Below are 25,705 nucleotides of genomic sequence, written 5' to 3'. Positions count from 1 at the left end.
GCACCGAGTGTTTCTCGTTCCCTGCGTCGTGAGTAGGGCCGATCGTCCTCATCTCGGGAACTAACGAGTCACGCCATCAAATCGCCCATCTTCTGCAGCATTTCGACCACGTCGCCGGGCAGCGTGGTCGGCTCTTTGCCGACGGCGTAGCAACCCAGGATGATCTCGGCCGAGCGGTCGATGATCTCGACCATGTCGGCGGCGCGGCGCAGACTGCGGCCGGCGACCAGTATTCCGTGGTTCTGCATGAGCACCGCCCAGCCATCCCGGATGGCCTCGGCCACGGCGCGGGCCAGCTCGTCGGTTCCCGGCATGATGAACGGCACTCGCGGGATGTCACCGAAGAACGCCGCCTCGGTCGACACCGGCAGAAACGGCAGCCCGGTATTGACAAGCATGGTGGCGTGCGGTGCGTGGGCATGCACCACCGCCTGCGCGTCGGGACGGGCACGGTACACCAGGCAGTGCATCATTCGTTCGCTCGACGGCGAGGGAGCGCCGGGATCAAGCACGTGCCCGTCCAGGTCCAGGCGCACCAGGATTTCGGGCCGCAGATCCCCCTTGAACATTTGACTCGGCGTGATCCACAACTGGTCGGTTCCAGGGATGCGCACGCTCACGTTGCCGCCGGTGGCGGTGATGAGCTCGGCGACGTAAAGCTCGTGCACGGTCTGCAGCAGTGTGTCCCGCAGATCCCCCGCGGATCCGATTGGCGCCGGCGCGGCGATGGTTGCCGCGGCGGCCGGCCCGGCTGCGGTGGCATCAGGGATGGCGGCCAGATCGCCCGGATCACCGGCTTCTTCGCGGGACTCCTGGTAGAGCCGGGCCAGATCGTCCTGCATGTTCTGCAACGTCATCGCCTTGGCGGTGTCGCCGCTGAACGAGAGTCGCCCGCCCATGGCCGCTTGCATGGGATTGACGCGGCCGGTGAACATCCCGTCGAGAATCTCGGCGCGCATGCGCAATTCGACGTCGGCGGGCGCCGCGGGATCACCGAGATCGGCGGTGATCTCGCCGCCCTGTAGTTGCAGGAAGAACGCCAGCTCCAGGTCGGTGAGCGTGAAATGCAGGGTGACGGATTTGCCTGCGGCAAAAGCGCTTAGCGCCTCATCGTGGGTGATCCGCTCGACAAAGCCCTTCAGGATGCGCCGCATGCAGTCGCGCATCTCGGGCGGCACCTCGGCGCTCGGCGCCAATGTCGTTGCGGGGGGCGTTGGTTCGGGCTGCACAGGGGCCGCGCCGCGGTCGAGCTGCAGGTCCGAGACCGCGGGCCCGGGTTGGCGGGCCAACCGTTCGAGGACGTCGGGTTCCGGTGTGGGGCGCGGCGCGCTCCAGTCGAAGCTATGCAGAGTTTCAGGGTTGAGGACGTGCAGCGGCGCCTCGCCGACGAGCAATCGGCGCAGGTCCGCGGCGATGATGCGCCCTTGGTGCGCCGCCACGTCGATGGTGTTGCCGCCGACGTGCGGCGTCGCGATCACATTGTCGAGGGCCAGCAGCGGGTGATCCGACCCCGGGGGCTCGACGCTGAAGACGTCGAGCGCGGCGCCGCCGAGGTGTCCGCTGCGCAACGCGTCGGCCAGGGCGGCCTCGTCGACGAGCGCCGCGCGCGCCGTGTTGACCAGGCAGCTACCCGGCCGCATGCGGGCCAGTGCTGCGGCGCCGATCATTCCGCGTGACTGTTCGCTCACCGCGGCGTGCAGGCTGACGAACTCGCTGTTTTCCAGCAGCTCGTCGAGCGACGCCGGCTCGGCATCGGCCAGCACGATCTGCTCGGCATCGACATACGGGTCGAACACCAGGACGCGGGCGCCGAAGGCGCGCAGGCGTCGGGTGACGGCGCGCCCCACCGCGCCGAAGCCGACGAGACCGATTGTCTTGTGCCACAGTTCACGACCTTGCAGGCCGGCGAACGCCTGACCCATCCGACCCATGTCGCCGGCGGCGATCCCCGGCTGATGCAGGAACGCCGACGCCGTGGGCAGCCGGCGGGCCAGCATCAGCAGGAACGCGACGGTGAGGTCGGCGACGGCGTCGGCGTTGCGTCCCGGGGCGTAGAGGACCGGAATCCCGAACGCGGTGCATGCCGCGAGGTCGACGTTGACCGCGTTGCCCCGGCACGCGGCCACCACCCTCAACTCGGGCAGCTGCCGGATCGCGTCGGCGTCCACCACGTCAACTTCGGTGATGAACACCTGCACCCCGGCCAACGCCTCGACCAGGCTCGGCCCGGTCAGCAGCCGCATCGCGGTGCGAAAGCTCGCGTATTCGGCGTCGCCGAGCGCGCGCAGCGCCGCCAGTCCGTCGTCGTCCATGTCCGCGGTGACCAGGATGCGCGGACGCAGCGCCGGTCGCGACCGCGCAGCCGAAGCGCTCATCGCCTTGAGCGCTGACGGCAGGATCAGTTGCGACGCAAGCGTTTCGGCGTCGGCTCCCGCAGCCCGCAGCTGTTGCCAGCCGCCGTAGAACTCGTCGTAGGCGCGCGCCCGCTGCTTGTCCGGAAGCACCGCGCGGGCCTGGCCGCGAAATCGCTGGGCGCCTTCTGCCAGGTCGGCGAAGACGCCGACGGCGACGCCGGCGCACAGCGCCGCGCCGAGTGCGGTGGATTCCGGTGTGGCGCCGACTTCGACGGGCACGCCGAGGACGTCGCTGAGCACCTGCGCGAACACCGCACTGCGCGACATGCCGCCGCCGAGGCTGAATGTTGCCGGGCTGCTTTGCGTTGCTGCGACGTCGCGCAGCTGCTCGAGGTTGGCGCGCACGGCATAGGCCATGCCGTCGACCACGGCGCGCTCCAAGTGGCTCCGGCGATGCGGATCGTGGGCCGTGCTCAGGTGCGACAGCGTGATAGTGCCGGTGGGCAGCCGTAACTTCCGCGCGTTCATCACGCCGGTGCCAAGGGTGGACAGAATGCCGGCCGCACCCGGCTCCGACAAGCCCGCTTCGGCAAGGAAGTGGGCAACCGGATGGGCTGCGTCCGGGTGCAGGATGCGCGCGAACCAGTCGAGCGCTTCACCCATCGCTCCGGCGTTGCTCTCCAACACCCAGCGGTCGGCCAGTACGTGGCAACCGGTCCACAGCCGCTCGTCGGGATCGACAACCGGTCGGTCGAGGACCAGCTGGACGGGAACCGTGGTGCCGCCAATCGCCCCCACCTGTCCGGGTGTTACGGCACCGGCGCCCAGCATTGCGCACTGGGTATCGGCGCCGCCGACCGCGACGGGAGTGCCGGCGCGCAGCCCGAACAACTCCGCCGCCGCGCGGGTGACCGTGCCGAGGTGCGTGCCCGCGGGGCGCAAGCGCGGCAGCAAACGTCGCGGAATGCCCAGCTCTTCGGCGAGGTCGGGCGCCCAATCCCGGTGCGCGACATCGAATAACAGGGTGGCGCCGGCTTGCGACGGCTCGGTGCCGGATTCGCCGCACAGCCGGTAGGCGATCCAGTCGCTGAGCGTGATCACCGTCGTGGCGCGAGCCCACGCGTCCGGGTTCGCCCTTGCCAACCAGCGCAGTCGCGCCGCGGTGGCAAGCGGGCTCGGCCATTGCCCGGTGCGGGCATAGAGGAGGCTGCCGTGCTCGCTCGCCAGCTGGAAGGCCTCGCCGGCGGCGCGCGCGTCGCGGTTGGGCGTGGCCAGCAGTGCGTTGCCGTCGCCGTCGAGCACCACCGTGGTGTGCCGCATGCTCGTCGCCGCGACGGCAAGCACCTGATCCGGCGTTGCGCCCGCCCTTTCCAGCGCCGCGCGGGCCCCTTCGGCGAGGGTTGTCCAGATCGCGTCCAGATCGAGATCGGTGCCCAGTCCTGCGGTTTCGGGCGCCGCCGGGTGCGTCCACGGGCGGAAGACGCGGGTAAACGCGCCGCCTGCGACGTCAACGAGCAGGCAATGCCCGCCGCTGCCGCCGGCATCGAGCGCCATCAGATAGCTGGGGTTCATCATGGCCTCACGGAATCTCGGGCGTCATCTGCCTGATTCGACCACCGCGCGCTCGATCGCCAGTAGAGTCCGAAGTCCTTGCGTCGAAGGCTGCCGGCGACGTGGCTCAGCCCTTCACCATGCAGTGGCTTGTCATCGCGGTGCGGATGCCCGAGTTCGCGCATCCAGGTGTTCACGTTTTCTGCCCCATGCGCCGATCGCATCGCGCGGAACACGATGTCGCGCTTTGCGTACGGCCAGGTGGCCCATTGACCGTACGGCCAGCTGGCCCATTGACCGTACGGCCAGCTGGCCCATTGACAAAGCACTGCACTGCGAGGAGCCTCGGATGAAACCTTCGAAGTTGCGCCTCAGAAGACGATTCGGGGGGGTGGTCGCCAATACAGATGAGGCGATGACGAGTGGGTGAGGAGCACTCGACACTGGGTGTGCCGACGCCGCCACTTCGCCCCCGCATTGCGGATTCACTTGATGCGCCGAAGCAGTGCACGGGCGCAGTCAAGCTGTTGATCACAAATAACACAACCAGGTAAAAACAACGCAACCAAGTAAAAAGGAGTGCGCCGAACATGACTAGCATGCTTATACCCGGACATGCTGAAATCTATAATGCGCTTCCGAACGTCGAAGATGCCGACAAAGAGCGGCAATCACGAACAGAGTTTGAAAACTTCCTGGACGATTTTGCTGAGATACTGGTTGAGGCCGAGCTCTATAAAGTTGGGCTCGATGAAATAGCTGGTCCGCTACTGCTGCACAGTCATTTCCCGGTCAGTGGTGACACGGCAATTGTCGAGAGGCCAGCGGTTCTGGATGACGGTCGTCCCGCACTTGTGGCACGGCCCGAAGCCATGACCCCTGAGGCAGTTGCGGTTCGGTGGAAGTGGCAACCCGAAACGGCACAATTCCATCCATTGGAGTATTGCACCGATCCCGTAGCCGTTTCATCCGCTCAGAAACTCAGCCAGAACCCCGGCTTTCTCAGCGCGGTGGGGCAGCTACTTGAGTCGTACGATCTTCACGACGTCATTGGTCTCACCGTATTGCCTCGAAGTCTCGAGGTCAAAGAAGCTGGTTTGGTTTATTTCGAACGCTCAGCCGATGACCTGAGTGTTACCACGGTTGAGGCTTCGTCATTGCCGGGGATCATAACAGCATGGGCTGCGACCATAACCAATGAGGGCGTAAGAATTCGACCGCAAACCAGGTGCGATCTCACCACGAGATTTTGCGGGTCATGCAAGTGCCTCCGGACTACCTGCGTATCCGATCCAGTTTAGGGGTTACGTTAGGCAATTTCGGGATCAACCCCGACTTCTTCAAGAAGGCGGCACGGACTAGGCCGTCGCCACTGTTGACTTTGCGGGATTTCGGGCGCTATTTGGTTGATTCGACCACCGCGCGCTGGATCGCCAGTAGCGTCCGAAGTCCTTGCGCCCACGTGAGTGCGGCGGGGCTCAGCTCTTCATTATGTACTCACTTGTCATCGTGGTGCGGATGCGGTGTAAATCCAGGAATGAAGTCACGCTGCGCAGCATCTTGATGATGTTCAACACCAGTTTGAACGGGTTCCTGCCGGCTCCGTAGAAGAGGAAGTAGTTGGTGACGTGCCTGGTTGACGGCCATGCTTCCTCAACAATGCCCTCGTAGCTCGGCGCATCCGGCGTAACCGCCCTGATCACCAGGTTGCGCACATAGCGGGCTCTGGGCTGCATTGCTTCGGAGACCGGCGACTGTGTTCCGTGCCAGCGCCGAATCCATTCCGCGCGGGAAAGTCGCTTGGGCCGTTCCATCAAAGTCACCGCGACAATGCCGGGGGAACGTTGGCCGTCCGGCCAATTTCTCGGACCAGAATGACGATTACCGCCGTATTCGGTGTAGATCGACTCGTCAACCAGATAACCGGCAAACCGGAAACCTGCTTTTCGGAAGATCTCATCGAACGATGCATGTTCGCCGGCATCGTCTACCCAGATAGCAACCTCAGCGCACATCCGCTCCCCGGCGTAAAACGGTGCGGGTGACCGTATGTCCGCATCCTGGTCAACGATATACATGCTGAGCTTGAGAGCTCCGGTCTGCAGCAGCTTGGGCGCGACGGCGGTCAGCAGAGTTTGCTGGCGCTGACTTCGACGCTGGCGGTCGGAGTCCCAGAGTATGTACACCAACTTGTCCATAGCCGTTAGTTCAGCGTCACCCGCCTGTCGCCATACATTTTCTCGGTGGAATTCCCCATGATCGTTATTCGTCGTTTCCGCGACGCGAACCGCTCCAACAACGTCTGCGAGGCGCGGTAGGCGCCCCCGGGAATGAGCAGCGGCTTGCTGCCTAGAGCAGCGATGGCGTCGTGGGCGACCTTGTCCACCGTCAACGGCTTGGGGGCGAAAAATCCCAGACTCGCCGGGTTGCTGGAGGTGTAGTTGGGTGTCTCGATGGCGCCCGCGCAACAGGCCATGACGTCGACCCCGTGCGGCTTTAGTTCGTACCACAATCCCTCGGCCAGAACAATGTTGAAGGCCTTGGTGGCACCGTAACTCGCCAGCCAGGGAGCGCCCTGCATGCCGGAAAGCGACGTCATCAATATGATCCCGCCCCGCTTCCGCGCGCTCATCTGCTGCCCGAAGTGATGTGCCAGCATCAGCGGGCCGCGGCAATTCACGTCAATAGCCCGCAGATGACTCTCGACTGAATGGCCGAGGAAAGGACCGATCAGCATGTAGGCGGTGTCGTATACCAGTAATCCGATGTCGAGCTGGTTTGTCTCGCTGACAATCGTTTCCAGCATATCCGGGGCGGCCAGATCCATCGAAATGTTCTTCACCGATACGCCGTATTTGTCTTCGAGTTCGGTGGACCGCGACTCCAGCGGACCGGGCCTGCGTGCAATCAACACCAGGTTCAAGCCTCTTTGTGCCAGCTCGGCGGCAAAAGCCGCACCCAGCCCTACCGACGCGCCGGCAATGAGCGCCCAGGGGCCATATCGTCTTTTGAAACCATCCGATTCACTGCCCATCACCGCTCCCTCGACGGGGTTTTGGTGCTGAATTCTAGTTGCGATTACCCATAATGGTCAAGGACGGCCTTTTCCCGGATGCGCCGCACCGAATAGATGACGCGCCATCTGCGCATTGTTTACTCCCCACATGAATTGAAATTGTACTTGACATTTCGGAACTTCCGGCAATACGCTAATGAGCGGGCCGGGGTCGAGTCTCGCTACGCCAGCCGCAAATGTCGGCCAACAAACCCTCAATATTTCTGGGCAGGCATCATGAAGACACTCGTTACGGGAGGCACCGGGCTGGTCGGAAGCGCACTCGTCGAATGTCTACTGGCCAAGGGCCACGAGGTTCGTGCGCTGGCCCGAAATACATCGGATCTCACTCATCTCAGGACCACTCAGGCGGAGGTCGTCGTCGGCGACATTACCGACTACGAAACCTTGCCGCCGATCGTTCAAGACGTTGAAACGGTTTTTCACACGGCTGCAAGGGTCACTCCGGGCTGGGGGAGATGGGACGAGTTCGAGAAAACGACGGTGCACGGTACGGAGAATATGTTGAGAGCCAGCGCTGCGGCCGGGGTGCGACGTTTTCTTCATGTCAGTTCGTGCGCGGTATACGGCGATGCCTGCCAAGAAGGTGATAGGCCGGTCGACGAATCGACCCCGACAATAGTGCAGAAGACGCCATTGACCTATTACGACTACGCTAAGTTGCTCGCGGAGCAGGCCTGTTGGAAATACCATCGGCAGGGCGAAATCCAGGTCTCGATGATCAGGATAGGCACGGCGTATGGCCCGCGTGACAAGCTTTTCTGCCATCGGGTCTACAACCAGACCTCTTTTCCCGTCATGATCTGGCCGGGACGGGCGAATCCGCGATACTCGATTGTTTATGTATACGACATCGCTGAATTGGCTATCCTGGCGGCTACCAACGACAAGGCGGTCGGACAGGTGTACAACGTCGCCGGGCCCCGGCCGGTAAGGTTAAAGCAGTTCACCGAGGCCATGATCGATGCGCGCGGGGTACGGCGGCATTGGATTACCATGCCCTACGCCGTGGCCTGGCTGTGGTGTTATTCGATGGAAACCATCGCCAAGTTGCGGCGCTCCGAGGAAATGCCGTACCTGACATTGGCAACTCTGCGCAACCTGCACACCGAGAATTATCTTGACGGCACCAAAGCCGGGAAAGAACTCGGATGGCAGCCCACGACGTCACTGCAGGAAGGCACCCGCCAATATGTCCTGTGGCGACGCGCCCAAGAAGAGCGATGAATGTAGATCGCCTGCGGTCGTACCGTGACAACCGCAGGCGTCGGTGGCCCGCCGGCCTATGACGTCGAAGGCCAGTCGGCTACGAATTCACACGCGATGCCATTGTGGTTGAGGTCGAGATCGGCGCGGTAGTGCGGGTCGCTCCGCGGGATATTGACCATACCCTGGCTGGCCACGCACTGTGACGAGTCAGACCCTGCATTAGCCAACGGAGCTGCACCGATCGCGGCCGCCGTGATAGCCGCGCCGACCAGAAGTGTCCGGATCATAGGTCGTCCTAACGTTGAATGAGTCGAACTTGATTTCTTCATAACGCGATCCCGAGCGATTTTGTTCCGCTGATGGCAACGAGTGGCGGCGGGTTTGCTGGCCGTTCGCGGCGTCCGGTTTCGGCCTGCGAAGAGATTTCGTCGGGTCGCAAAATTGATGTCTAATAATTACACAAATAAGTTGGTCTGTCCCCTAAACAAGATGTCTTAGCGCGCGATTTCAAGTTCGACTGGGGCCGCGAATCCGCGAGCGGCGCATCCTCGTGTTCTGGTTGACCGGCGTCAACCGACGATCGGAAATCGGCGCTGGGCGGCCAACGCGTCGAGCCCCGTTTGCATTACCTGCCGCACGTACGCGTCGACCTCCGCGGCGTCGGGATGCGAGCCGAATTGCGCGGCGATGTCGATCGGCGCCAGCACCTGGATGACGATTTTGGTGGGCAGCGGCATGTTGACCGGCACCACGATGCTCAGCCCGAACGGGAAGCCGAACGTGACGGGCAGGACCTTGGAATGCAGCAGCTGGTCCAGTCGAAGGGCGCGCGCCAGCCGGGTGCCGCGCGACAAAAACAGCTGGTTTTCCTGCGCGCCGATGGAAACCATCGGGACGATCGGAACCTTGGCGTCGATGGCCGTGCGGGCGTAGCCGATGCGGCCGCCGAAGTCGATGGTGTTGCGGGACCAGGTGGGCCGGTAGGCGTCGTAGTCACCACCCGGGAAATCGATGACCACGGCTCCGGCCCGCAGCGCTTCGGCGGCGTTGGCGCGGGTGGCGTGGACATAACCCATGCGCCGCAACGAATCGGCGGTCGGGCCGACCAGCATGATGTCATGGGTCAGGGTGTAGATGGGTCGGGCGTAGCCGAACTCGCCGTAATAGTCGACCGCGAACACCACCTCGTCCATCGGCAGAAAGCCGCCGGAATGATTCGACACCACCAGCACCCCTCCGGGCGGTAACAACTCGAGACCGTGCACTTCCGATCGGTAATACCGCTTGACGATCGGCCGGGCCACCCGCATTGCCCGCTTCGTCAGGCCGGGATCCCATTCGGCGATTTCACTGTCGTTCACGCTATTCCTGTCCGACAACACAAGGAGCGCAACGAATTTGTCGCTGACAGGTGGGCGTAACGCGCACGCCCCGGGGTGTCGCGAGTGACTGATGTGACCAAGACCGCCATCGCCCCAAGAGCAAACGGCCCGGCATCAGCAGGCCCTTTCGCTGCGGCGCAAACGGTTGCTACGGTGCGGGGCCACGACGAACGGCTCGGCAGCGGGCTAGTCAGCCAAGTTGACGATGTCGGGCCCGGGCGTCTTTGCATACAGCTTGTCGATCTCGGCGGAATACTTCTCGGCGATCGGCCTGCGCTTGAGCTTCATCGTCGGGGTCAGTTCGTCCCCGCCAGGTTCCCACGGGGTGCCGACGATGACGAACCGCTTGATCTGCTCGACGCGGGAAAGCTTGGAGTTCCCCTCGCGGACGGCGGCGGCAAGCATCTCCCCGGCCTCGGGGCGTTGCGCGAAGGCGGCGGCCGAGTGGTCGGCCATGCCGAGCGCGGCGGCCTGGGCGGCGGCAGCCTCGCTCTCGAGGACAATCAGCGCTGTCACGTAAGGCCGGGCATCACCGATGGCTACCACCTGGTCGATCAACGGAGATGTCTCCTGGATGGCCATCTCGATGTTGGTGGGGGAGAGGTTCTTGCCGGATTCGTTGACGATCAGCTCTTTCTTGCGGTCGACGATCGTGACGAAGCCCTGTTCGTCGATGGTGCCGATGTCGCCGGTATGCAACCAGCCGTCGGCGTCGATCGCTTCGGCGGTCTTCTCGGGCTGCTTTCGGTAGCCGCGCATCACGATCGGTCCACGGATGAGCAGTTCGTCGTCGTTCGCCAGCGAGATCTCGACGTTGCCCAATGGCTTTCCGACCGAGCCGACCTTGTTCGCGTCGGGCCGGTTGGAGGTCGCGCCGCCCACGCACTCCGACTCGCCCCAGACTTCGTAGACGGGAATACCCAGGCCCCAGAAGAATTCGATCGTTTCGACCGGGATGGCGGCCGCCCCGGTCACTCCCCAGCGCAATTTGTCCAGGCCGAGTGCGGCGCGCACCTTGGCCAGCACCAGACGGTCGGCGATCTTGCGGCGCAGCGCAAGAGACGGGGACACAGATTTGCCGGCCAGCATCTGGCTGGCGGCGCGCACGCCGGTGTCGATGGCCCACAGCGCCAACCGCCGCTTGAGTCCGGTCGCCTCTGTGTCGAGCTTCGTCTCGATCCCGACCTTGATCTTGTGCCACACCCGCGGCACCCCGAGCCACACCGTGGGACGAGCATCCGGCAGGGCTTGCGCGATCGCCCTGGGGTCCGCGACGTCGGTCATCGGCACTCCGAGGACCATGTTGGCGTAGTGCCCGGTCACCCGGTCGGCGATGTGCGCATGCGGCAGGTATGAGGTGATCCGATCGTCCGGGCGCAGGTCGAGGAGGTCGACGATGGCCGCGAACTCGGCCATCACATTGGCGTGGGTAAGCTCGACTCCCTTGGGCGGGCCGGTGGTGCCCGATGTGTAGATCAGTGTTGCGACATCATCCGGCCTAACCGACCGCCATGCCGAATCGAAATCGAAATCGGCATTGTCTCCTAACGATTCGATATCTGAGAGGGTGTGGCAGCCGTCGATATCGGCGTCGACGACCACCAGATGCGCGAGGTTGGCGCCAGCCGCCCTGATAGCAGGCAGAAAATCTTTTTCGGTGAAGACGACCGCGTTCTCGGCATTGGTGAACAAGTACCGGATCTGGTCCGGCGCCGAGGTGTTGTAGATCGAGAACGGGATCGCGCCCAGGTGCATAGCGGCAGTGTCGGCCAAATGAAACTCCGGGCGGTTGCGCAGCATGAGACCGACCGTGTGCCCGTGTTTGACGCCGAGTGCGGCCAGTCCGGCGGCGATCTTCTGTACCCGGTCTGCGTACTGGCGCCAGGTCAGGACCACGGCGTCGCCGGTGGTGCGGATGGCCACCGCGTCCGGCTTGAGGGCTGCGGTCTGCTGAAAGGCCTGTGGCAGCGTGGATACCAATGCCCCGCTTGGGTGCCGAACCACCGTTGGATCGCCGTTGGTCATTTCCTGTCCGCTCCTTCGACCACAAGACTCACGGAAGTTGCCTATCGCTTCGGTATACCTACCGGCGAATCTCCGCTTACGTCGGTTATCACAGAGTCTTTCTCGTTTCTTGCGCCGGGAGTAGGGTCGTTCGTCCTCATCGCGGGCGCCACCGTGGCCGCGGCTAGGCGTCCTCGACGCAGACGACGAATCCGGCTCCGATCAGCGCCTCCAATACCTCCTCGCGGTGTGCTGCACCGCGGGTTTCGAGGGTAAGCCGCACCTCGACTTCATCCAGCGCCAGTTTGCGTGCGGTACGGACGTGCACCACGTCAAGCACGCTGGCGCCGGTCGCGCTGACCACTGCGAGCAGCCTGCTGAGCCCACCGGGGCGGTCCGGGATGGTCACTTTGATCGCGAGGTAGCGGCCGGCTGCGCGCAGGCCGTGGGTGACCACGTGGGTCAACACCAGCGGGTCCATGTTGCCTCCGGACAAAACCGCGCAAACGGGACCGTGCGCGTCGGGTTCGGGTGCCGATGTCATCACCGCTGCCACGGCTGCCGCCCCGGCCGGTTCGACGATGAGTTTCACCCGCTCTATGCACAGCAACAGCGCGCGCGACAGTGCCTCTTCGCTGACCGTCTGAATCGAGTTGACGAATGCCCGGACATGGGCGAAAGGAATCGCCCCGGGTGAGGCGACGGCGATGCCGTCGGCCATCGTCGACATCGACTCCAAGCGCACCGGATGCCCGGCGGCCAGCGAAGCCGGCCAGGCTGCCGCGTTCGCCGCCTGCACGCCGATGACCCGGGCCTGCGGCGCCAGAAAGTGCGCCGCCGTGGCAATTCCGGCCACCAGGCCACCGCCGCCGGTGGGCACCACGATGGTGGAAACATCGGGAATCTGCTGCAGGATCTCCAGCCCGACGGTGGCCTGGCCGGCGATGACGTCGGGGTGGTCGAACGGGTGGATCAACACCGCGTCGTGCTGCTGCGCATATTCGCGCGCCGCCACCAGCGCGTCGTCGACCGTATCGCCGATCAGGTGAACGTGCGCGCCGTAGGCCTTGGTGGCCGCCAGCTTCGGAAGCGCGACGGTGACCGGCATGAACACCGTCGACGCGATCCCGAGTTCGGTGGCGGCCCAAGCGACGCCCTGCGCATGGTTGCCGGCGCTGGCCGCAACCACACCGCGGGCCCGGTCCGCGGCGCTGAGATTGGCGATCCGGTTGTAGGCTCCGCGGGCCTTGAACGACCCGGTGCGCTGCAGGTTCTCGCATTTGAGCCATACCTGTTTGCCCGTGGAGTCCGAGAGTATCCGCGACGCGACGACCGGGGTCGGCCGCACCACCGGCTTCAGCAGCTCCGCCGCCGCATTGATCTGGTCGAGCGTCAGCAGCTCCACGGCTGGACTCACAGCTCGGCCAGCCCGCGCTGGATGATGATGTCATCGGCATTCATCGGCGGCTCCGTCGTCGTCGGGACAGGCCAAGGCTAAACGTGTCGCTCGCGTTGTGGATTCGGGTGCGGTAACGCGGCCGTGCAACCTGCCCGACACTGTCGGGCTCGGCGACCCAACCATGAGAATCGCCGATCACGACCGCTGCTGCGACGGCGGAGCTGCTGCGCCGAACGACGGTGGGGCGGCGGACTCCGCAGTGCCCCAGACCATATTGGGGATGGTGGAGAGCGAGAACGTCACGTCGCCGCCGGTGCGGATGAACGACTCCGGAAGAAATGTCTGATCGATGGCCCGGGCGTCGACGCTGAGGCCGTTGATGTACTTCAGGCCGTTGCGTCCGGACGCGCCCGGGGCGGAGATCCGGATGGTTTTGCCGCCCGGAATCGATAGCTGAGCGCGATCGAACAGCGGTGTGTTCACGGTGAGGATCGGCGTTCCCGGGGTGCTGGGGAACAGGCCGAGCGCGGCCCAGACATACCAGCTGGACTGCGCGCCGAGGTCGTCGTTGCCTGGCTCGCCATCGGGTCTGGGGCCGAATAGTTCGCTGCGCACCCGGTTGACCGTCTCCTGGGTCTTCCACGGTTGACCGATGTAGTTGTACAGCCACGGCACCCCGAAGTCCGGTTCGTTGCCGGCCCACATAAACGGCCTGTTGGGGCCCGCATTGAGTTCAGTCAGGAAGCGGTCGAGCCGGTCGGCCGCGGCCTGGCGGCCGCCGAGAGCGGCGACCAGGCCGGCGACATTCTGCGGCACCAACCACAGGTATTGCTCGGCGTTGCCCTCGTCGTATCCGTCCTGGCCGAAGCCCCAGAGAGGCGCCACGAAGCCGGGCCCGAGGGGGAACGCCCCGTCGGCGTTGCGGGGCGAGAGGTAACCGGTGGCCGGATTGAACAGGTTCTGCCAGTACTGCGCCCGGTTCTGGAACTCGGCAGCGGTCACGGTGTCGCCGAGCGCGTCGGCGAACCGGGAGATGGTGAAGTCGTCGACCGACCATTCCAGCGTGATCGAGGCGCCGACGATGTTGTGGTCGGCTCGGAATTCGTTCGTCTGGGGTGCGTAGCCGCGCTCCAGGTAGGTGGTGATTCCGGGTCGCTCCACGTAGCCGCCCCGACCGACACCGCCCTGGGTGGCTCCGCTGACCATGTAGCGCAGCGCCGTCTTGACGTCGAAGTCTCTGGCTCCGAAGGTGTAGAGGTTCACGATGAGCGGCACCACGTTGTCTCCGGTCATCTCGCCGGTCGCGGAATTGGCAAGGGCCCAACGGGGAAGCGATCCGCTCTGCTCGGCGTCGTTGACCAGCGATTGGGCCATGTCGCTGGCCTGCGCCGGGAAGAGCAGTGCCTGCAGGGCCGCCAAGCACCGATAGGTGTCCCAGTCGGAGAAGTTGGCGTACTGGGTGTGCCCCTGGGCCACGGTGTGGATGTTGCCGTCGAATCCGATATAACGTCCGTCGGCGTCGTTGAACGTGTTGGGGTGCAACAAGGTTCGGTATAGCGAGGTATAGAAGGTTTGCAGGTCACCGCTATCGGTGCCGGCCACGGTGATGCGGGCCAGCGCGGCGTTCCACTGCGCTAATGCGGCGGCGCGCACCTCGTCGAAACTCCGTCCGCCCTCGGCCGCGAGGTTGGCCCGCGCCCCGTCGACACTGACGTAGGAAATCGCGGTCCGCGCCTCGAGCACCGAGCCGGCCGGGAACTCCACGTACCCCCCGCTGTCGATCGAATCCGCGTCGCCGGCACCGGGATAGACCGCATCGCCGTCCCAGGTGCCATACGAAGTGAACGGCCTGCTGAACTTCATGGCGAAGTACACCGTGTAGGTGTTGTTCTTGCCGCAGAATCCGCCGGTGGTCGCCGATCCGGTGATCGTGCTGTGGTCCTGGCCGATCTGGATGGTCGCGGCATCGTTGCCCCCCAGCGACGCGCCGGAACGCACGTGGAACAGGGCGGGCTGGCCGTTGGCCGGGTAGCTGAACCTGCCGACACCGGTGCGCGTGGTGGCGGTCAGTTCCGCGGTCACCCCGGTGGCGGGGAAGCGCACCGTGTAGTAGCCGGGCACGCCCACCTCGGTGCCGTCGTGGGCGATCTCCTCCCAATCGTCCCAGGGCCGCGGGCCGATCGGGGCGGTGGTCGGCAGCATCGAAATATCGCCGAACGCCGCGCAGCCCACCGAGGCATGGGTCATGCTGAATCCGGTCGAGCGCTCGTTGTCGTGGTCGTAGCCGGCATAGGTGTCGGTGGTGTCCGGCGAGTACTGCACCATGCCGAACGGCACCGAGGCCCCCGGGAAGTTGTTGATTTCGCCCACCGTTTCGCCACCCGTCCCGGTGCCGATGAGCGTGTCGACGTGGCTGATTGGGTTCACGACGAATGCGGGTTGATCGGCGTGCGCCGCCGGTGCACCGCTCAGCATCACGCCGACAAGCGTCGCTACCAGCGCGGCCAGCGGCCTACCTGAGTGCATCGTTGTCTATCCTCTCGACGTCTCGAGATGGATGGGTGGACCGGACGGCACCAGCGCATGGTCGATGAGTCGCTGCAGCGGCCGCGAGCCCAACACGATGTGGCCGCATCACATCGTTTCGGCGGGGAAGAGAATACCGGGGTTGAGGATCCCCGCCGGGTCGAAGCTCTGCTTGATCCGGCGCATCAGCGCGATCTTCGCCGGGTCTTCGAGCTGCAGGAAGTACGGGGTCTTGGCGTGGCCCAGGCCGTGCTCGCCAGAGATTGCGCCGCCCAATTCCATTGCGAGCGAGAAGATGTCGGTCATCAGCTGTTTCTTCTTCGTCGGCTCCTTACAGATGATGGCCAGGTGCACGTTGCCGTCGCCGGCGTGGCCGCAACCGATCGCGGCGCCGCCCGCGGCCGCCGCCAGCGCGCGTGCGGCGCTGAGGAACTTCGGCATCGACGCGCGCGGTACGACGGTGTCGATGATGTCGTCGGCGCCCGCGGCTTTTGCCGCCCAAAACGCCTTCTCGCGCGCCTCGATCAGCTTGCGCGCCGAGCTTCCTTCCAGTACGTAGGCGTCGATGGCTCCCATTTCGGCCAGCATCTCGCCGGCCGTCTCGACATCCTCGAGTAGCCGATCCGCGGTGCGATTCTCCACTGCCACAAGAAGATATGCTTGACAGCTGTCGCGGACCTGATCCGGAATGCCCAGCTCCAGGTTCTGGGTGTGTACGAGCGCGGCCATCGTCAGGTTGTCGATGTATTCCAGGATGTACGGTGCCAGCCCGCTGGCGACGATCTTGGGCACCGCCGCCATGACCTGGTCGAAGTCGGCGAACGGGGCCAGCACGCTGGCGCTGTGGTCAAACCGTGGATGCAGCTTGACGATCACCTCGGTGGCCAAGGCCAGGGTGCCTTCCGAGCCTACGATGAGTTGGGTCAGGTCGTAGCCGGTGGACACCTTGGCGATCTTGCCGCCGGTTCGGATGATCTCGCCGGTCGGCAGCACTGCCTGCAACCCGAGCACGTTATGGCGAGCTATCCCGTATTTGACCGCGCGCATGCCGCCCGCGTTCGTGCCGACGTTGCCGCCGACGCTCGACGACAGCTCACCTGGATGAACCATGTACCCCAGCCCGGAACCGGCGGTCGCGGTGTCCAGTTCGGTCAGCGTCACCCCGGGCTGGACGACGGCGACCTGGTTAGCGGTGTCCACCTCCAGCACCCGATTCATTCGTTCGAACGAGATCAGCAGGCCGTCCTCGCATGGGCGCGCAGCCCCCGACAAGCCGCACCCGGACCCGCGTGCCGTCACCGGCACGCGGTGGTCGGAGGCGGTCAGCAGCAGTTGCGAAACCTCTTCTGCGGTAGCCGGTTTGACGACGTACCTGGGTTTCTGTGGCGGCTGCGTCAACTCCTCGTCGTGGGAATAGTCGTCGGGAATTGCGTCGCCGGTGAGCGCATTGGGCCTTCCGACGATGTCCACCAGCCGCGCTGTGATGTCACTCATGGAACGCCTCGTGTTTCTGCCGTGCCGACAGCGACCCACTCTATAGCCGGCTGCGGCCGAAAATCTCAGTTGGCTCTCAGCCGCGCGGAGCATTCTGAGTGACGTGCACCGGTCGCAGGGCTTCGCGGGCCGGGCCCGCCGCCTGACGGTGGGACGTGGGTGCCACCATCGGGGGCAGCGCCCGCCCGTGCCGCCGCGGGCCACCGGGCCGCGGGCCCCGCACGCCGCAATGTGTGGTGTCGTGCTGGCCGGTCTTCATCCACGCCAACGTCCGGGTTAACTTCGGCCTGCTGCGGTGGGTGATCGCCGCGCCCCAGTACCGCCATTGGCACCACGCCCGTGAACCCCAGGCCTACAACAGCAACTATGCCGGCGAATTCCCGGCGCTGGATGCGCTATTCGGGACGCTGTACCTGCCGGCCGACCGCTGGCTAGCGCAGTACGGCGTCGACGACAGCGAGCCCGAAGGCTATCTGCGTCAACTTGCCTGGCCGCTGCGCGCAGGGTGCGCGGCGGACGCGGCCCATTCTTGACGGCACAGCCGCCAAAGGTTTCCGCTTCAGCCCGACTCCCGTTGGCGGGCAGGCGATTACCACGGGCGTCGGGTGCCCAGGCCCGGTGCGGGGGTAAAGACGACCGGCAGCTTGCCCAGCCCGGTCATGCTCGGGTTTCCCAGATACTGGTGCACGCCGTCGAGGTCGACCCGGTAGTCGGGGATGCGGTCGAGGACTGCCTTGACCATCACCTCGGCCATCAGTCGTGCCAGATGAGATCCGATGCAGCGGTGGGGTCCGAGGCCGAAGGCCAGGTGGCGGTTGGGAGTGCGATCGAGGACGATTGCCTCCGGTTGGTCGAACTCGCGCTCGTCGTGGTTAGCGGCCAGCCAGCTGATGACGACGCGGTCGTTGCGGTGCAGCTGCTGGCCCCCGACGGTCACGTCGCGGGTGACGGTGCGGCTCAGTTGCTGGTTGACCGAAAAGTAGCGTAGGAATTCGTCGGTGGCGGTGCGGTAGAGCTCGGGGTGGTCGATGAGTTGTCGGCGCAGCTGTGGGTGCGTGCCCAGGTGTAGCAGGGTCAGCGCGGTCTGTGAGGTGGTGGTGTCGACGCCGCCGGCGATGAGGTTCCAGATGATGTTCAGCAGCTGTTCGTCGGAAAGGCGCTGGCCGTCGAATTCGAACTGGATGAGGAAGCTGGTCAGGTCGTCGTGTGGGTCGGCCCGTCGGTTGGCGGCGAACTCCAGGACGTCGTGCATCATGGCGGGCGCGGCGGCGAGGGCGTTGGCGTACTCGGGGCTGTCTTGCGGCACGGCCATGACGGAGTGGAACAGGTTGGCATACAGGTGCCAATTGTCATACGGCAGCCCCATCAACCTCATGGTCAAGATGGCCGGGACCGGGCTGGCGTAGTCGAGTACCAGGTCCATGTGCCCGTCGGCACTGTGCTGGTCGAGAAACCAATGCGTCGATTTCTCCATGAACGGCCGCATCTTCTGTACGGCGCCCGGGGAGAAGAACGGCGTCAGGGCGCGGCGCAGGGCCTGGTGGTAGGGGCCGTCGACTTCGCCGATGCCCAATGCCGGGTGACCTTCGGGACGTGGCACGCCCATCTCGCCTTGGTAGTCGATGCCGTCGGGCGCGTTCGGTTCGTATTTGTGGGCGAAGGTGTCGCCGTCCCGGGCGGCCTGGCTGACCGCCTCGTAGCTGGTGAGAAACCAAAAACCGCCGTAGTTTTGGTTCCATGCCACCGGACAGGTGCGTCGCAGTTCGGCGTTGACGGCCAATTCGTTGAGGTTGAAGTCGTCGGAATGATGGTCGAAATCGACTATCGCGTCTGGGCTGACGCCTGGGCGGGTGACCATCGAAAAGCCTTTCCGGGCAAGTGCGTTATTGCTTCGTCGGCTTATTAGGTTATCTTTGCATTATTACGCATTTGAGGATGCGGAGGTAGCGTCATCGAGGATTGGTCGGCAGGAGCCACCATCGGCGGGGCGGCGATCCCGGGCACGCCCGACCTGGCTCGGATGCGACGGCAGCGATATGCGCGGTTGCAGGCCGAACTTGCGGTCGGCGGTCTCGACGGGCTGGTATTGCTGGGTTCCAGCGCGGTGACGTATGCGACCGGCGCTGCGATGCCGGCCGTCGCCGGTGACCGGGCTGCGTTGTTCCGCGCGGTCGCTGTTGTGGCTGCCGTGGAGTCGGCGCCGCACCTGTACACCGTGTTCGACGACGGCGTGCCGCCGGAGGTGCAGCTGCACGGGCCGTTGTTCCCGGATCTCGACGACGCGATGGCAGGGCTCGCCGCCGCGTTGGGCGAGCACTTCGTTCCCGGCGCACGGGTAGGTGTCGATCATCTGTCTCACCCGATGCTGCGCGGCCTTTCCGGCATCGATTGGGTGGATGCGTCCACGGTCCTGGGCGCGGCCAAGCTGGTGAAAACCGTCGACGAGGTTTCGTGTATTCGCCAGGCGCAGCGGCTCAACGAGCTGGCGATGGTCGACGCGCTGCGCCTGTTGCGGCCTGGTGTCCGGCAGACCGATTTGACTGCGCTGTTTCTTCGCCGGGTGTTCGAGTTAGGCGCGTCGGCGGGTGGAATCGATCCGATCTGGCAGGTGATGGCCCCGAGTCGCGAGCTGGGACCCTGGACGCTGCACGGTGATCTGGCCTACCCGACCGTCACGACTGACCGGTTCCTGCGCAATGGCGATGTCATCTGGGTGGACGCCGGTGTCATGTGGCAGGGGTACGTGTCCGACTATGGCCGCACCTGGATTGTGGGCGCCGGCCCGAATGCTCGGCAGCTCGGGCAGTTTCGTCGCTGGCGGGCGGTCGTCGACGCGTGTCTGGAGGTCCTTGGGCCCGGGGTGTCCGGCTTGCGGCTGGGTGAGGTCGCCATCGACGCCAACGATGGTGTCCGGCCGTGGATCGAGCATTTCTATCTTGCCCACGGCGTGGGCACCGACAGCGCCGAAATGCCCTTGATTGGAACGGATTTCGGTGCGGAATTCGACTCGCAGCTGGTCATGCGGCCGGGCATGGTTGTGGTGTTGGAGCCGGTGATCTGGGAGGACGGTGCTGCGGGTTATCGTTCCGAAGACATTGTGGCCGTGACCGATACCGGATGGGTCAAGCTCAGCGGCTCCACCTACGACCCTTACGGGTTTGCCGCATGAGCCCGGTGCCGCGGGATCATGGGGTGCGCATCGGGATGATGAGCCTCGAGGACGACGCACGGGTCGACTTCGGCTGGTTGCGGGCTCAGCGGCGCGAAAAAGTGTTCTCCGCCATGGAAACCCACGATCTGGACGCACTGCTGCTTGGCGGCGCCGGCAACGTGCACTACGTGTCGGGGGCGCGGCTGCTCGGCCGCGCCGGGGTGCTGCCGTTCGCGCCGGCCGCGGTGGTGGTGCGTTCGACCGCGCGGGTGCACCTGCTGTCGACCTGGGACGAGGGGGTACCGCCGGAGATCACGCGTCAGGACCTGTATGGGTTGAGCTGGAATCCGGCCAATCTGATGGATTCGTTGGCTTCGATTCCCGGCTTGCGCGAGTCCGCCCGGGTGGGCATCGACGGATTGACACCGATGTTCGCCGGGTTGATTTCGCAGCTGACCGGCTCGGCCGAACTGGTCGACGCCGATTCGATTCTGGCGGCTGCGCGCCGGATCAAGATGGCCGAGGAGATCACCTGTCTCGAAGTGGCGTCGGCAATTTCGGAGTCGGCGTTAGGCGCCATGGAAGATGCATTGTGGCCTGGCGTTACCGAGCGTGACCTACTCGGGGTGTACTACGAACAGGTGGCGCGGCTGGGCGCACCGACCGCGCCGTCGGAGAGTGTTTGCTTTGCAACGCCTTCGCGTGGGCCGGTGTGGTTTCGGCATCTGGTGTCGGAGCGTCCTATCGGGGACGGCGAACTGGTGGTGCTGGCACCGGGCGCGCTGTACACCGGGTATGAGGCCGGCCTGGCGCGTACCCGGGTGGCGGGGGAGTCGGCTCCGGCAGGGTGGACGGATCTGGCGGCGCGGTGCGCTGTCGGCATGGACGCGCTGCTGGGCGCCTGCCGAGCGGGCAACACCGGGGCTGACCTGTATCGAGCCTGGGGGGACGCCGGTAATCGGGAGTCGCCGGTGCCGTTGGCTCACGGGCTGGGGCTCGGTGCTGAACCACCGGTCATCGGTTTGGGGCGTGGCAGCGACGCCGTGCTCGACGAGGGCATGGTGCTGAGCGTGCAATCCTGGGTCGTCGCGGCGGGCGTCGGGGGTTGCCTGGAGCGGGCCACCGTCGTCGTCGAGGGCGGGGGAGCATCGATACTGACCCGCTATGGAAGGTTGTAATGTCTGACAGCCGAGCCGTTTTCAACCATGTCGGGTTGTGTGTCAGCGATCGCCGGCGGTCACGCAGATTCTATGAGGGCTTGCTCGGGTTCGAGTTCTGGTGGGAACTCGATGCGCCCGACGCAGGCACCGATCGGCTTCTGCAGCTGCCGAAGCCGATCGGACTGCACGCGACGTATCTGGTGCGCGACGGGTTGGTGCTGGAGCTTCTCGACTATTCGGGGCGCGCGGTCCACGCCGGAGCACAGCGGGTCATGGACCAGGTGGGGCTTACCCATATCTCGTTTTCCGTGCCTGACCTTCCTCATGTGGTGGCCAGCGCCGGGAGCTTCGGCGGATCGGTGGTGGACGGGTCGGTGTCGGAGCAGTCGGCGATGATCCGCGATCCGGATGGCCAACTGCTCGAACTGTTGTCGGATCAGTGGCTGGCGGTGCTGCCGCCCCGTCGAGGGTGAAAATCGTTGGAGCAAAGTCGATTCCGTCGACGTGCCGTCCCCGGGTCGCGGGTCAGCGGCGTGCGGGCAGGTCCAGGACGAAGCCGCGCCGGGCCACGCCGAGGGCCTCCGGTGAGTCCTCTTGGATGAAGTGCCGTCCGCCCACCTTGATTTCACGCTGGTTGCGCCAGGTACGGGCGAATTAGTTGGCGCAGCACGCAGCCGGGCAGCACCTGCTCCACGAAGCCCGGGAGCCGCACTGGCGTAAGGTGCGCCTCGTGAGATCTTCGATAAAGCGGATTGCGCTCAGCACCGGCGGCGGTGATGCGCCCGGGCTCAATGCCGTCATCCATGCGGCCACCCTGGCCGCACGTAATCGTGACTGGGAAGTCGTCGGGGTCCGCGACGGCCTCAACGGGTTGTTGCTACCGGACGCCTATCCCGACGGCGGGTTGATAGAACTCACCCGCGACCGGGTCCGCGGCATCATTCACCAGGGCGGCACCATCATCGGTACCACCAATCGCGGCAACCCCACCGCCTATCCGGTGCAACAAAGCGACGGCACCTGGATCGAGATGGACCGCACCAAAGAACTGTTGGGCCGCTTCGCGGAACACGGAATCGATGCACTGATCCTGGTCGGCGGCGACGGATCGATGGCGATAGGCCAGCACCTGCACAACGCCGGGCTTCGGCTGGTCGGGGTGCCCAAGACGATCGACAACGACCTGGACAAGACGACCTCGACATTCGGCTTCGACAGCGCAGTCGACTTCGCCTCGGAGTGCATCGACCGGCTGTTCACCACCGCGACATCGCACGGCCGCATCATCGTGGTGGAGGTGATGGGCCGCTACGCCGGCTGGATCGCCCTGAACGCCGGCATGGCGTCGGGAGTGCACGCGATCCTCATCCCGGAGATCCCATTCAGCCTCGACCCGGTGGCGGCGGTGATCCGGGACCGCGAACGGCACGGCGCGAAGTTCTCCATCGTCTGCGTCGCCGAGGGCGCCAGGCCGGTCGGCGGCGAGGTGTCGATCGTGGGCAAGTCGGTGGGGCAGGCGGAGCGTCTTGGCGGCATCGGCGCCAAAGTGGCCGCCGAGCTCGAACGGTTGACCGGACGCGAGGCACGCACCGTGGTGCTCGGCCACTTGCTGCGGGGCGGCTCGCCGACCTCGTTCGACCGCTTGCTCGGTCTGCGCTTCGGCGCCGCGGCCGTGCGGGCTCTCGACGAGGGGCACAGCGGTGTCATGGTGGCGCTGAATCCACCGACCGTCGACTACGTGCCACTCGCCGAGGCTACCCACCGGCAAAAGACGGTCCCGCTCGACTGCGACTCGATTCTGACCGCGCGGGATATGGGGATCAACTTCGGGGATGAAATGCCCACCCATAGCGCGATCGGTGGATGACCCGACGGCGATGTCCGGGTGACGATCTCATCGCCGCCACGCTGAGATCGACGCTATCGTCATCGTCTCCGCACTTTTCCCCGACAGTGTGGATTTCGGCGCGAGCCGGTGCGATGCAAGGGAATTCATTTCCTCGACACCACCTGCTGCTCCAGCTCGAGGATCTGCCGGGTGGTCTTGACCACCACATCGGGGTTGAGGCTGATCGAGTCGATACCGATGCGGACCAGAAACTCGGCCATGTCCGGGTAATCCGACGGCGCCTGCCCGCACAGCCCCGAGTGAATCCCGTTGCGGCGACAGCCCTCCACGGCCAGCCGGATCATCTCCTTGACACCCTCGTCGCGTTCGTCGTAGTCGAAGGCCACGATCTCGCTGTCGCGGTCGACACCGAGCGTGAGCTGTGTCAAATCGTTGGATCCGATGGAGAATCCGTCGAAGCGCTTGGCGAACTCGTCGAGCAGGATGACGTTGTTCGGGATCTCGCACATCGCATACACCTCGAGCCCGTTGCGGCCGCGCTGCAGACCGTGTTCGGCCATCGTCTGCAGCACCAGGTCAGCCTCGGCGACGCGACGCACGAACGGCAGCATGATGACGACGTTGGTCAGGCCCATCTCCTCGCGCACCCGTTGCATCGCACGGCATTCCAGCGCGAAACCCTCGGCGTAGGCCGGGTGCGCGTAACGCGAGGCTCCGCGGAAGCCGAGCATCGGGTTGCTCTCGGTCGGCTCGAACCCGCTCCCGCCGATCAGGCTGGCGTATTCGTTGGTCTTGAAGTCCGACATCCGCACCACCACGGGCTTGGGCCAGAAGGCCGCCGCGATCGTGCCGATGCCCTCCGAGAGCCGCTGGACGAAGAACTCGCCCCCGTCGGCATAGCCGTAGGTGAGCCGATCGATCATCCGGCGCGCCTCCGCGTCGTCGACCTTGTCCGGGTGCAGCAAGGCCAGCGGGTGCACTTTGATGTATTCGCTGACGATGAATTCCATTCGGGCCAGCCCGACACCGTCGTTGGGCAGGAACGAGGTCTTGAACGCCAGATCGGGATTTCCCAGATTGATCATGATCTGGGTTCGTGGCCTGGTTAGATCCGCAACTTCGGTGCGGTCGACGTGGAAGCCCACCTCGCCGCGGTACACCCGCCCGGTGTCGCCTTCCACGCATGACACCGTGACGACCTGGCCATCGGGCACGCTGGTGGTGGCATCGCCCGCACCGACCACGGCCGGGATGCCGAGCTCGCGCGCGATGATCGCCGCGTGGCAGGTGCGTCCGCCGCGGTTGGTGACGACGGCGGCGGCGGTCTTCATCACCGGTTCCCAGTCCGGCGTGGTCGTGTCGGCCACCAACACCTGGCCGGGCCGGAAGTCCGACAGCCGCCCGAGGTTGTCGATCCGTTTCGCGACGCCCGTCGCGACCTTCTCGCCGACCGAGCGGCCCTCGGTGAGGATCTCGCCTTTACCTTCCAGCACATAGGTTTCTATGGTCGTCAGGCTGCGTTGGGAGGCCGCCGTCTCGGGGCGCGCCTGCACGATGTAGAGCTTGCCGTCCAGACCGTCTTTGGCCCACTCGATATCCATCGGGCGCCGGTAATGCCCCTCGATGGTGCAGGCGTAGCCGGCCAGTTCGAGTACGTCGTCGTCGGTGATGCAGAACCGAGCACGGTCGGCCTTCGGTGCGGGGATGTTGCGGGTGGTCTGCTTCGTCCCGCCCTCGACGAAGACCATCTTCACCGCCTTGTCACCGATCAGGCGGCGCAGCACTGCGCGATGTCCGGCCAGGTAAGTCGGCTTGTGGACGTAGAACTCGTCCGGGTCGACGGCGCCCTGCACCACGTTCTCGCCCAGCCCGTAGGCGCCGGTGACGAAAACGACGTCGTTGAAGCCGGATTCGGTGTCGATGGTGAACATCACCCCCGAGGAGGCGAGGTCGGAGCGCACCATCTTCATCACACCGATCGACAGCGACACCTTGAACTGGTCGAAGCCCTGGTCGATGCGATAGTGGATGGCCCGGTCGGTGAACAGGCTGGCGAAACAGCGGCGGCAGGCGTCGAGCAGGCTCTCGGCGCCGGTGATGTTGAGAAAGGTTTCCTGCTGGCCGGCGAAGCTGGCCGTAGGCAGGTCCTCGGCGGTCGCCGAGCTGCGCACCGCGAGGCTGACGTCCTCGCCGTACTCGTCCTGAAGCATGCGATAGGCGGCCACGATCTCGGCCGCCAGGTCGTCGGGAAGCCCTGCGCCGTAGACGATTTCCCGGGCGCGTTTGCCTTTGCGCGCCAACGCGGTGACGTCGTCCGGGTCGAGATTGTCGAGCTCGGCGTGCAGCGCGTCCCAGGCGCCAGCGCTGTCCAGCATGTGTTTGTAGGCCTGGGCGGTGATGGCGAACCCGTGCGGGACGCGGATGCCCTGCTCGGATAGCTTCTGATACATCTCGCCGAGCGACGCGTTCTTACCCCCGACGAGCGGGACGTCCTCGATGCCGAACTCTTCGAAGAAGCGAATGTAGGTGAACTTACTCATGATATTCCTC

At 65.1% G+C, this 25,705-nt stretch carries 17 protein-coding genes and 1 pseudogene; 7 read left to right on the top strand and 11 right to left on the bottom strand.

What is annotated here, in order from left to right; all coding sequences use genetic code 11:
* Positions 1-68: 68 nt before the first annotated feature.
* Positions 69-3,926 carry an NAD(P)-dependent oxidoreductase gene (locus MKAN_RS28635; protein WP_160937622.1) on the bottom strand — a complete coding sequence of 1,286 codons (3,858 nt, stop codon included), beginning with the start codon at positions 3,924-3,926 and terminating at the stop codon, positions 69-71.
* A gap of 569 nt (positions 3,927-4,495) precedes the next feature.
* Between MKAN_RS28635 and MKAN_RS30260 the strand changes: the two genes are divergently transcribed.
* Entirely contained in the window at positions 4,496-5,206 is a 711-nt protein-coding gene (locus MKAN_RS30260; RefSeq protein WP_133163495.1) for a hypothetical protein, read from the top strand.
* A 177-nt stretch (positions 5,207-5,383) separates the two neighbouring features.
* Here the strand turns inward: MKAN_RS30260 and MKAN_RS03590 are convergent, their stop codons facing one another.
* Positions 5,384-6,103: a hypothetical protein gene (locus MKAN_RS03590; protein WP_023365222.1), complete on the bottom strand. Its 720-nt coding sequence runs from the start codon at positions 6,101-6,103 to the stop codon at positions 5,384-5,386.
* A gap of 5 nt (positions 6,104-6,108) precedes the next feature.
* Positions 6,109-6,939, bottom strand: coding sequence for an SDR family NAD(P)-dependent oxidoreductase (locus MKAN_RS03585; RefSeq protein ID WP_023365220.1), 831 nt, complete (start codon positions 6,937-6,939; stop codon positions 6,109-6,111).
* Positions 6,940-7,197: 258 nt separating this feature from the next.
* On the opposite strand from MKAN_RS03585, the gene MKAN_RS03580 reads away from it, so the two are divergent.
* Complete coding sequence (locus MKAN_RS03580) at positions 7,198-8,208, top strand: NAD-dependent epimerase/dehydratase family protein (RefSeq protein ID WP_023365218.1); 1,011 nt, start codon at positions 7,198-7,200, stop codon at positions 8,206-8,208.
* A 56-nt stretch (positions 8,209-8,264) separates the two neighbouring features.
* On the opposite strand, the gene MKAN_RS32880 is transcribed toward MKAN_RS03580, so the two are convergent.
* The 6 genes and pseudogenes from MKAN_RS32880 to MKAN_RS03550 form a co-directional block, all read right to left on the bottom strand.
* On the bottom strand, positions 8,265-8,369 hold the full coding sequence (locus tag MKAN_RS32880; RefSeq protein WP_225722907.1) for an excalibur calcium-binding domain-containing protein: 105 nt from the start codon (positions 8,367-8,369) through the stop codon (positions 8,265-8,267).
* Positions 8,370-8,759: 390 nt separating this feature from the next.
* Positions 8,760-9,500, bottom strand: a complete 741-nt coding sequence (locus MKAN_RS03570) for a lysophospholipid acyltransferase family protein (protein WP_099184943.1) — start codon at positions 9,498-9,500, stop codon at positions 8,760-8,762.
* A gap of 258 nt (positions 9,501-9,758) precedes the next feature.
* Positions 9,759-11,597, bottom strand: a complete 1,839-nt coding sequence (locus tag MKAN_RS03565) for an AMP-dependent synthetase/ligase (protein WP_023365212.1) — start codon at positions 11,595-11,597, stop codon at positions 9,759-9,761.
* A gap of 163 nt (positions 11,598-11,760) precedes the next feature.
* Positions 11,761-12,993: a threonine ammonia-lyase gene (gene ilvA / locus MKAN_RS03560; protein ID WP_160937624.1), complete on the bottom strand. Its 1,233-nt coding sequence runs from the start codon at positions 12,991-12,993 to the stop codon at positions 11,761-11,763.
* A 201-nt stretch (positions 12,994-13,194) separates the two neighbouring features.
* A pseudogene (locus MKAN_RS03555) lies at positions 13,195-15,501 on the bottom strand (GH92 family glycosyl hydrolase); the annotation flags it as partial.
* 108 nt (positions 15,502-15,609) lie between these two features.
* The gene (locus MKAN_RS03550; protein ID WP_023365206.1) at positions 15,610-16,995 is read right to left on the bottom strand and encodes an FAD-binding oxidoreductase; all 1,386 of its coding nucleotides are present in this window, start codon (positions 16,993-16,995) and stop codon (positions 15,610-15,612) included.
* Between the two features lie 155 nt (positions 16,996-17,150).
* Here MKAN_RS03550 and MKAN_RS03545 point away from each other — a divergent pair, with 155 nt between their 5' ends.
* Positions 17,151-17,528: a sterol desaturase family protein gene (locus MKAN_RS03545; RefSeq protein ID WP_133163494.1), complete on the top strand. Its 378-nt coding sequence runs from the start codon at positions 17,151-17,153 to the stop codon at positions 17,526-17,528.
* Between the two features lie 56 nt (positions 17,529-17,584).
* Here MKAN_RS03545 and MKAN_RS03540 read toward each other — a convergent pair whose 3' ends face one another.
* Positions 17,585-18,853 carry a cytochrome P450 gene (locus tag MKAN_RS03540; protein WP_023365202.1) on the bottom strand — a complete coding sequence of 423 codons (1,269 nt, stop codon included), beginning with the start codon at positions 18,851-18,853 and terminating at the stop codon, positions 17,585-17,587.
* Positions 18,854-19,015: 162 nt separating this feature from the next.
* Between MKAN_RS03540 and MKAN_RS03535 the strand changes: the two genes are divergently transcribed.
* From MKAN_RS03535 to MKAN_RS03520, 4 genes are all read left to right on the top strand, one after another.
* Positions 19,016-20,164: a M24 family metallopeptidase gene (locus MKAN_RS03535; protein ID WP_023365200.1), complete on the top strand. Its 1,149-nt coding sequence runs from the start codon at positions 19,016-19,018 to the stop codon at positions 20,162-20,164.
* Positions 20,161-21,324 carry a M24 family metallopeptidase gene (locus tag MKAN_RS03530; RefSeq protein ID WP_023365198.1) on the top strand — a complete coding sequence of 388 codons (1,164 nt, stop codon included), beginning with the start codon at positions 20,161-20,163 and terminating at the stop codon, positions 21,322-21,324. The genes MKAN_RS03535 and MKAN_RS03530 overlap by 4 nt, the downstream gene beginning before the upstream one ends.
* Positions 21,324-21,779 (top strand): VOC family protein, encoded by a 456-nt coding sequence (locus MKAN_RS03525; protein WP_023365196.1) that lies wholly within the window; start codon positions 21,324-21,326, stop codon positions 21,777-21,779. Before MKAN_RS03530 ends, MKAN_RS03525 begins: the two co-directional genes overlap by 1 nt.
* 257 nt (positions 21,780-22,036) lie before the next feature.
* Positions 22,037-23,173, top strand: a complete 1,137-nt coding sequence (locus tag MKAN_RS03520) for a 6-phosphofructokinase (protein WP_023365194.1) — start codon at positions 22,037-22,039, stop codon at positions 23,171-23,173.
* Positions 23,174-23,298: 125 nt separating this feature from the next.
* Here MKAN_RS03520 and ppsA read toward each other — a convergent pair whose 3' ends face one another.
* On the bottom strand, positions 23,299-25,695 hold the full coding sequence (ppsA, locus tag MKAN_RS03515; protein ID WP_023365192.1) for a phosphoenolpyruvate synthase: 2,397 nt from the start codon (positions 25,693-25,695) through the stop codon (positions 23,299-23,301).
* Between the last annotated feature and the right edge of the window lie 10 nt (positions 25,696-25,705).

Origin of the sequence: Mycobacterium kansasii ATCC 12478 (assembly GCF_000157895.3) — a bacterium.
Classification (GTDB): Bacteria; Actinomycetota; Actinomycetes; order Mycobacteriales; family Mycobacteriaceae; genus Mycobacterium; species Mycobacterium kansasii.
The sequence above is the reverse complement of the archived record's forward strand: the minus strand, read 5'-3'. Positions and strand labels throughout refer to the sequence as shown.

Bases quoted from the DNA above. Each gene is read 5' to 3' on its own strand.
- MKAN_RS28635 (WP_160937622.1), bottom strand. From the start codon at position 3,926: ATGAACCCCAGCTATCTGATGGCGCTCGATGCCGGCGGCAGCGGCGGG.
- MKAN_RS30260 (WP_133163495.1), top strand. From the start codon at position 4,496: ATGACTAGCATGCTTATACCCGGACATGCTGAAATCTATAATGCGCTT.
- MKAN_RS03590 (WP_023365222.1), bottom strand. From the start codon at position 6,103: ATGGACAAGTTGGTGTACATACTCTGGGACTCCGACCGCCAGCGTCGA.
- MKAN_RS03585 (WP_023365220.1), bottom strand. From the start codon at position 6,939: ATGGGCAGTGAATCGGATGGTTTCAAAAGACGATATGGCCCCTGGGCG.
- MKAN_RS03580 (WP_023365218.1), top strand. From the start codon at position 7,198: ATGAAGACACTCGTTACGGGAGGCACCGGGCTGGTCGGAAGCGCACTC.
- MKAN_RS32880 (WP_225722907.1), bottom strand. From the start codon at position 8,369: ATGGTCAATATCCCGCGGAGCGACCCGCACTACCGCGCCGATCTCGAC.
- MKAN_RS03570 (WP_099184943.1), bottom strand. From the start codon at position 9,500: ATGCGGGTGGCCCGGCCGATCGTCAAGCGGTATTACCGATCGGAAGTG.
- MKAN_RS03565 (WP_023365212.1), bottom strand. From the start codon at position 11,597: ATGACCAACGGCGATCCAACGGTGGTTCGGCACCCAAGCGGGGCATTG.
- MKAN_RS03550 (WP_023365206.1), bottom strand. From the start codon at position 16,995: ATGAGTGACATCACAGCGCGGCTGGTGGACATCGTCGGAAGGCCCAAT.
- MKAN_RS03540 (WP_023365202.1), bottom strand. From the start codon at position 18,853: ATGGTCACCCGCCCAGGCGTCAGCCCAGACGCGATAGTCGATTTCGAC.
- MKAN_RS03535 (WP_023365200.1), top strand. From the start codon at position 19,016: ATGCGACGGCAGCGATATGCGCGGTTGCAGGCCGAACTTGCGGTCGGC.
- MKAN_RS03530 (WP_023365198.1), top strand. From the start codon at position 20,161: ATGAGCCCGGTGCCGCGGGATCATGGGGTGCGCATCGGGATGATGAGC.
- MKAN_RS03525 (WP_023365196.1), top strand. From the start codon at position 21,324: ATGTCTGACAGCCGAGCCGTTTTCAACCATGTCGGGTTGTGTGTCAGC.
- ppsA (WP_023365192.1), bottom strand. From the start codon at position 25,695: ATGAGTAAGTTCACCTACATTCGCTTCTTCGAAGAGTTCGGCATCGAG.